Source organism: Saccharopolyspora sp. NPDC002686, from assembly GCF_040295745.1.
Classification (GTDB): Bacteria; Actinomycetota; Actinomycetes; order Mycobacteriales; family Pseudonocardiaceae; genus Saccharopolyspora; species Saccharopolyspora oryzae.
In genome coordinates this window covers 1-7,179 of sequence record NZ_JBEOVY010000374.1, presented here as the reverse complement: position 1 = coordinate 7,179, position 7,179 = coordinate 1, and the positions used below count along the sequence as shown (strand labels likewise).

General features: G+C 71.4%; 6 protein-coding genes. 5 read left to right on the top strand and 1 reads right to left on the bottom strand.

Annotated features, from left to right (window positions below):
• The first annotated feature begins 151 nt into the window (after nt 1–151).
• Both ABTZ89_RS32915 and ABTZ89_RS32910 read left to right on the top strand, forming a co-directional pair.
• On the top strand, nt 152–1,081 hold the full coding sequence (locus ABTZ89_RS32915; RefSeq protein WP_270948919.1) for a proline dehydrogenase family protein: 930 nt from the start codon (nt 152–154) through the stop codon (nt 1,079–1,081).
• 141 nt (nt 1,082–1,222) lie between these two features.
• Nucleotides 1,223–2,002: a thioesterase family protein gene (locus ABTZ89_RS32910; RefSeq protein ID WP_270948920.1), complete on the top strand. Its 780-nt coding sequence runs from the start codon at nt 1,223–1,225 to the stop codon at nt 2,000–2,002.
• Between the two features lie 32 nt (nt 2,003–2,034).
• Here the strand turns inward: ABTZ89_RS32910 and ABTZ89_RS32905 are convergent, their stop codons facing one another.
• Nucleotides 2,035–2,592: a CGNR zinc finger domain-containing protein gene (locus ABTZ89_RS32905; RefSeq protein ID WP_351052126.1), complete on the bottom strand. Its 558-nt coding sequence runs from the start codon at nt 2,590–2,592 to the stop codon at nt 2,035–2,037.
• 63 nt (nt 2,593–2,655) lie between these two features.
• Here ABTZ89_RS32905 and ABTZ89_RS32900 point away from each other — a divergent pair, with 63 nt between their 5' ends.
• The 3 genes from ABTZ89_RS32900 to ABTZ89_RS32890 all read left to right on the top strand — a co-directional run bounded on the left by ABTZ89_RS32900 (nt 2,656) and on the right by ABTZ89_RS32890 (nt 7,177).
• Nucleotides 2,656–3,561, top strand: coding sequence for an alpha/beta fold hydrolase (locus ABTZ89_RS32900; RefSeq protein WP_351052123.1), 906 nt, complete (start codon nt 2,656–2,658; stop codon nt 3,559–3,561).
• A gap of 203 nt (nt 3,562–3,764) precedes the next feature.
• A complete protein-coding gene (locus ABTZ89_RS32895; RefSeq protein WP_351052120.1) occupies nt 3,765–6,512 on the top strand; it encodes a DEAD/DEAH box helicase in 2,748 nt (915 codons plus the stop codon).
• Nucleotides 6,512–7,177, top strand: coding sequence for an SWIM zinc finger family protein (locus ABTZ89_RS32890; RefSeq protein WP_351052118.1), 666 nt, complete (start codon nt 6,512–6,514; stop codon nt 7,175–7,177). Before ABTZ89_RS32895 ends, ABTZ89_RS32890 begins: the two co-directional genes overlap by 1 nt.
• Nucleotides 7,178–7,179: the final 2 nt, after the last annotated feature.

Below are 7,179 nucleotides of genomic sequence, written 5' to 3'. Positions count from 1 at the left end.
ATCGCCGCTCACGACCCCCGACACCTCTCACTCCGAACCGAAACGCCGGTGCCGCTCCGAGGCCTCGGCGGACCGCGGCACGCATCAAGCAGGCAACGCGGAAGGCAGGAGATCCAACCCCGAACTTCCTTTCACCAGAAGGAGAGCCGCAATGCTGCGCAGCACCTTGCTGGCCGCCGCCCGTTCCCAGGGCGTGCGCCACCTCGTCGAGGCCAACCCGCTGACCAAGCCGGTCGTCAAGCGGTTCGTCGCCGGGACCACCCCCGAGGACGCGGTCACCGCCACCCGCGCGCTCCGCGACCAGGGCATGCACGTCACCCTCGACCACCTCGGTGAGGACACCCTCGACGCGCAGCAGGCCAACGACACCGTCCGGGCCTACGAGCGGATGCTCTCGGTGCTCAAGGCCGAGGGCCTGGCCGACCGGGCCGAGGTGTCGGTGAAGCTCTCCGCCGTGGGCCAGTTCCTGCCCAGCGACGGCGAGAAGATCGCGCTGGACAACGCGCGGCTGATCTGCGAGGCAGCGGCCGACGCGGGCACCACGGTCACCCTGGACATGGAGGACCACACCACCACCGACTCCACCCTGGGCATCCTCCGCGACCTGCGGGTGGACTTCCCGTGGGTCGGCGCGGTGCTGCAGGCCTACCTGCACCGCACCGAGCAGGACTGCCGCGACCTGGCGACCGAGGGTTCGCGGGTGCGCCTGTGCAAGGGCGCCTACTCCGAGCCGGCGTCGGTGGCCTACCAGGACAAGGGCGAGGTCGACCGCTCCTACGTGCGCTGCCTGAAGATCCTGATGAACGGCGAGGGCTACCCGATGGTGGCCAGCCACGACCCGCGGATGGTCTCGATCGCCACCGACCTGGCGGCCCGGGCCGGGCGCGACGCGGACAGCTTCGAGTACCAGATGCTGTACGGCATCCGCACCGAGGAGCAGCGGCGGATCGCGGCCGAGGGCGGCAAGCTGCGGGTCTACGTGGCCTACGGCGACGAGTGGTACGGCTACTTCATGCGCCGCCTCGCCGAGCGCCCGGCGAACCTGGCGTTCTTCCTGCGCTCCCTGATCACCCAGAGCTGACGCACCCCCGACGAGCAGGCCCGGCCCGATCCCCCTTCCGGGCCGGGCCTGTTCACGTGGGGATCGACACTTCCCGTTCGGCCGGGCCTTCCCCGCAAATACCCTGGAACGGCACGACCACGAGCGGGAAGAGGGATTTCGTTGAAGCCCAGCTACTTCGAACGGCTCGACGCGAACCGGTTTAAGCCGACCGCCCACGCCAGCGGCGCGTGGCGCAGCGACGAGCAGCACTTCAGCCCGCTGGGCGGACTGCTGGTCCACGCCATCGAGCGCTCGGTCGGACCGCGTCCGGGCCTGCTGATCAGCCGGATCAGCTTCGACATCCTGGGCAAGATCGACCTCGACGAGTTCGAGGTGCAGGTGGAGACGCTGCGCCCGGGCCGCACCATCGAGCTGGTGGAGGCCACCGCGATCATCGGCGGGCGCCCCGTGGTCCGCGCCCGCGCCTGGTATCTCTCCGCGCAGGACACCAGCTCCGTCTCCGGTGGCCAGCCCGAACCGCTGCCGCACCCGGACGCGCTGGAGCCCTGGCCGATGAGCTCGGTGTGGGACGGCGGGTTCATCGCGTCGCTGGAGGCCCGCACGGTCGGGGAACCGCAGCCCGGGCGCACCACGGCGTGGGTGTCGACCTCCTACGACCTGGTCGCCGGTGAGCAGGCCGGCCCGGTGGCGTCGTACGTCGCGCTCGTCGACACCGCCAACGGCATCGCCGTCCGCCAGCACCCGACGGAGTGGATGTTCCCCAACGTCGACCTGACGATCCACTTCCACCGCCAGCCGGAGGGCGACTGGACCGGCCTGGACACCGCGGTCATCTTCGGCGCCGACGGTCGCGGCATCACCAGCACGGTCCTGCACGACACCCGGGGCCCGGTCGGCCGCGCCGAGCAGATGCTCACCGTCCGATCCCTGAGCCAGTAACTCCGCCGCCGCAGGGGCTTCCGGAAGCCCCTTCAGGTGGTGCGGTGCCGGGCTCGGTGGTTGGCGACGTTGATCCTGTTCCCGCAGAGGTCCGGGGTGCAGTAGCGGCGGCGGCCCGCCTTGCTGGTGTCGACGAACGCACCTTCGCAGTCCGGCGAGGCGCAGTGGCGGAAGCGGTTGTGCCCCAACGCGCGCAGCGCTCCGAGCAGGCCGAGGCCGGTGAGTGCCGCGAGTTCGTCGACCAGGGGTGAATCCGGGGCTGTTTCCACCTGCCACTTCCACCGGCCGTCGGCGTCCCGGCCGAGGAGCGGGCCGATTCCCGCTCGCCGCACCAGGTCCGCTGCGCCTTCGGCGACCTGGTCTTCGTCCTCCGCGTCGAGGAGGACGCGCAGTTCCCGGCGGAGTTCGTGCACCTCGGCGAGGTCGTCCGCCGTCAGCTCCGCATCGACTCCGCGCTCGTCCAGGAATCTTCGCAGGTCAGGAAGCGCCGCCAGGGCTTCGCCCGCGATGCGGCGGACCTCCGGTGCGGTGTTGACCAGGTCGGTCGCGAGACCAGCACCCCTTGCGTAATCGTTGAAATCTATTTTCAAACCTTACCTCGCCCGCTACGGTAACCGGTGAAACTCAGTTTCACACCTTAGCTGGGAGGTTCGATGGGATCCACGACCTGGCGGCTCGACGGGCGGGTCCGGGTGTCCGGCGGCGAGGTCGCCACCGGCGTGTTCGGCGATGGGCCGCCCGTGGTCCTCGTGCACGGCACGCCCGCGTGGTCGTACCTGTGGCGCGACGTCGTCCCGGTGCTGGCCGAGCGGTTCACCGTGCACGTGTGGGACCTGCTCGGGTTCGGCGACTCGCGCCCGGATCCGGGCATCGCGCCGTCCATCGCGCGGCAGGCCCGGACGCTGGCCGAGCTCGTCGAGCACTGGCGCCTGGAGTCGCCCGGCCTCGTCGGCCACGACATCGGCGGCGGCACCGTGATGCGGGCCCACCTGGTCGAACAGGTCCCGGCCAGCCACCTCGCGCTGCTCGACGCGGCGGTGATCGGGCCGTGGAACACGCCGTTCACCGAGCACATGCAGCGCTACGCGGAGGCCTACCGGACGATGCCGCCGCACGTGTTCGCCGACATCATCGCCCCGCGCATGCGCACCGCCGCGCACCGCATGTCCGACGCCTCCGCGGCGGCCTACCTCGAGCCGTGGACGGGCAGCGACGGGCAGCAGCGGTGGGTCGACCAGGTGGCGGCGATCAGCTTCGAGGACACCCGCGAAGCCGTCGCCCGCCTCGACGAGGTCACCGCGCCGACGCTGGTGCTGTGGGGTGAACACGACGAATGGCTCGCTCCATCGGTCGGAGATCGGCTCGCCGCGGCCATTCCCGGGGCCCGTCGAGCAACCGTTCCCGGGGCCGGGCACTTCGTTGCCGAAGACAACCCGCGGGATACCGCCGCCGAGCTGATCCGGTTCTTCGAGAGCCGTTCCCAACTCGTGAACGGCGATGGTCGCAAGAACCGCCACCGCCACTCACGACTCCACGAAACACCAGGTCAGGCCACCTGATAGCGAGAAAGTCAAGTCGCGACTGACACTGGTACCAGCAATTTGTCAAATTGCTTCGGTGAACTGCGTTTTTGGAAATGCCGGATTGTTTCCGGTACTGTTCGGCGCACGGGAAATCGCAGTCGGGGGTGTCTTGTGCCCTTCGACGACTGCTGGACGGAGGACCGACAATTTCCGCTCGACGATCCGGCATTCCAGACCGGTTGCAGGCGACGTTCCGCCCGGACCGAGCCGAACTCGCCCTCTGGGGCACGGCGGATCCCGCGAAAGCGGCGCGCGAACTCGGCTTCCCGAACGGCGGTGAGGACGAGCTGGCCACCGTGCTGCCCGACGACGGCGAGGTCGCGGCGGCTGATCTGCCCTCGGTCGTGGTGCCGATCGCCGACGCGCTCGCGCCGCTGGCCGCGCTGCCGTCCCCGGACCGCTGGCCCGCGTGGCAGCGGCCCGGGGATTCGCTGATCGCCTGGGGTGTGGCAGCGAAACTGGCGTTGGAGCACGTCACCGCCGGGCACCTGGTCCCCGACGTGCGCGGCGAGACAGCGTGCTGGCGGCTGGCGAACCTGCACGACACCCGGTTCGCCGCGCTGGCCGGCGCGATGCCCCCGGCCGCGCACGCGCTGCGCCGCGACGGCGGGATGTGGACCGCACCGGAGATGCTGGCCGCCTTCGGTGACGCCGTCGCCGACACCTGCGCGCGCGGCGAAGCGATCACCGACGCCGGAGCGTGGATCACAGCGCTGACCAGCCACGATCCGACCGTGCAGCTGGACGGGACGACGCGGTCCGCGCTGCAGGGATGGGCCCGGGAGCTGCCGTCGGACCCGGTCGAGCCGCTCGGCGGGAACCTCGAGCTCCGCCTGGAGGTCCCCGCTGATGACGACGAACCCTGGTTGGTGGGCTTCCACCTGCAATCCGCCGCCGACCCGCGGGTTTCGGTGTCCGCCGAACGCGTCTGGTCGGCGGGCAACGCCACTTTGGAGCTGCCCGGCACCACCATCGGTTCACCGCAAGACGCACTGGTGCAAGGCCTGGCCGAGGCCGCGCGAATCTTCCGCCCGCTGGATGCGGCGCTGTCCGAGCAACGCCCCACCCGAGCGCGCCTGGACGCCAACCAGGCCGCCGAGTTCCTGGCGACCAGCCCGGAGCTGACCGCGGCGGGCATCGCCGTCGACGTGCCGAGCGACCTCGCCGGAGTGCGTCGGCTGCGCGGGCGCCTGCACGCCGAGGACGGCGCGGAGTTCCGCTGGCAAGCCGTGATCGGCGACGAAGTGCTGCGCGCGGAGGAGCTCGACGAGCTGATCGCACTGGGCCGTCCGCTGGTGCGCCGGCACGGCCGCTGGGTGAGCGTCGACGTGCGGGAAGCCGAGGAAGTCCGCGCCAGACTTGGGAAGGCCCAGGCGTTCTCGGAGTCCGAAGCCCTGGCCGCAGTGCTGGAAGGGCGGCGGTCCACCGAGTTCGGCGAGGTCGACGTCTCCGCCGGTGGCCGCCTGCGAGCGCTGGTGGAACGCCTGGGCGAACCGACGTCCGAACCCGTGCTGACCGGTGTCGATGCGACGCTGCGCAGCTACCAGCAGCGCGGTGCCGCGTGGTTGCAGAACATGGCCGAGCTGGGCTTCGGCGCGGTCCTCGCCGACGACATGGGGCTGGGCAAGACGCTGCAGACCATCGCGCTGCTGGCCGCCCGCGCCGGGGACCGGCCGCAGCTGGTGGTGTGCCCGACGTCGGTGCTGGACAACTGGCAGCGCGAGCTCCACCGGTTCGCGCCGAAGCTCCCGGTGGTGCGCCACCACGGCCCGCGGCGCCCGCTCGACCCGGCCGCGTTCACGCCCGGATCCGTGGTCATCACCACCTATCCCCTGCTGCGCACCGACTTCCAGCTCCTGTCCGATGTGGACTGGGATGTCGTGGTGCTCGACGAGGCGCAGCAGATCAAGAACCACTCCGGGCAGACCGCGCAGGCCGCCGGCCGGCTGCGCGCCCGCACCCGGGTGGCGCTGACCGGTACGCCGGTGGAGAACCGGCTCGCCGAGCTGTGGTCGATCATGCACTTCGCCAACCCCGGTCTGCTGGGCGGACCCGGCCGCTTCAAGGAGCGGTTCGCGGTCCCGATCGAGCGGTGGCACGACGCCGAGGCCACCCGGCGGCTGCGCTCGATCGTCGCGCCGTTCCTGCTGCGCCGCCGCAAGGACGAGGTCGCCACCGATCTGCCGCCCAAGGTCGAATCGGTGGTCACCTGCGCGCTGACCGACGAGCAGGCCGCGCTGTACCGGAAGGCGGTGCGCGACTCGCTGGACGCGGGCTTGGGCACCGGGATCGGTCGGCGCGGCCGCATCCTGAAGCTGCTGACCGCGCTCAAGCAGATCTGCAACCACCCGGCCCACTACCTCGGCGAATCCGGCCCGCTGCCCGGGCGCTCCGGCAAGCTCACCCGCGCCGCCGAGATGCTGGGCGAGGTGGTCGCCGCCGGCGATCGGGCGCTGGTGTTCACCCAGTACCGGGTGATGGGCGAGCTGCTGGCCGGTCACCTGGCCGACGAGCTGGGCCTGCCCGAGGTGCCGTTCCTGCACGGCGGGCTGAGCACCGCGCGCCGGCAGGCGATGGTGGACGCGTTCCAGGACGACGACACCGCTCCCCCGGTGCTCATCATCAGCCTCAAAGCCGGTGGCACCGGCCTGAACCTGACCCGTGCCACGCACGTCCTGCACTACGACCGCTGGTGGAACCCGGCGGTGGAGGACCAGGCGACCGACCGCGCGCACCGGATCGGCCAGTCCCGCAGCGTGCACGTCCACAAGCTGGTCGCGCACGGAACCCTCGAGGAGCGCATCACCGAACTGCTGGAGCAGAAGCGCGCGCTGGCCGATTCGGTGATCGGCAGCGGCGAGTCCTGGCTGACCGAGCTGACCGACGAGGCGCTGCGCGAGCTCGTCGAACTGTCCACGGAGGACTGATGTCGAACAAACGCCCCTCGGAAGCAACGGCTTTCGGCTCCACCTGGTGGGGTCGGCGCTGGCGGCGCGCGCTGGAATCGCTGGGCGCCACCTACCCGAATCCCCGCCTGCCGCACGGACGTTCGCTGGCCCGCCACGGAGCCGTGCAGGACCTCGTCGTCGCCCCCGGATCCGTCACCGCCCAGGTGCACGCGCGCGGCAAGGTCCTCGACGTGGTGCTGACGCTGCCCGCTTTCACCGACGCGGAATGGCGAACGGCGGTCACAGCGCTGGCCGGGCAGCTCAGGCACGCAGCCGCGCTCCTGCGGGGCGAGCTGCCGGAAGACGTGGACGACACGCTGCGCGAAGTGGACCTCTCGCTGTTCCCGCGGACCGGCGAACTCGGGTCGACCTGCACGTGCCGCAGCCGCACCGAACCCTGCGCGCACGCGACAGCCGTGCACTACGTGCTGGCACCCCGGCTCGACGACGACCCGTTCCTGCTGACCCGCCTGCGCGGCCGGGATCGCGACCCGCTCCTCGCGGACCTCCGCGCGGCCCGCTCCACGCCGGAGCTGGACCCGTCGACGCTGTTCACCGCACGCGGTGACCTCGCGGCAGCGGCAGCACTCGCGGCCCAGCCACTCCGGGCACCCGCGCGGCCTCGACGTCGCCGCCTCGGCTGATC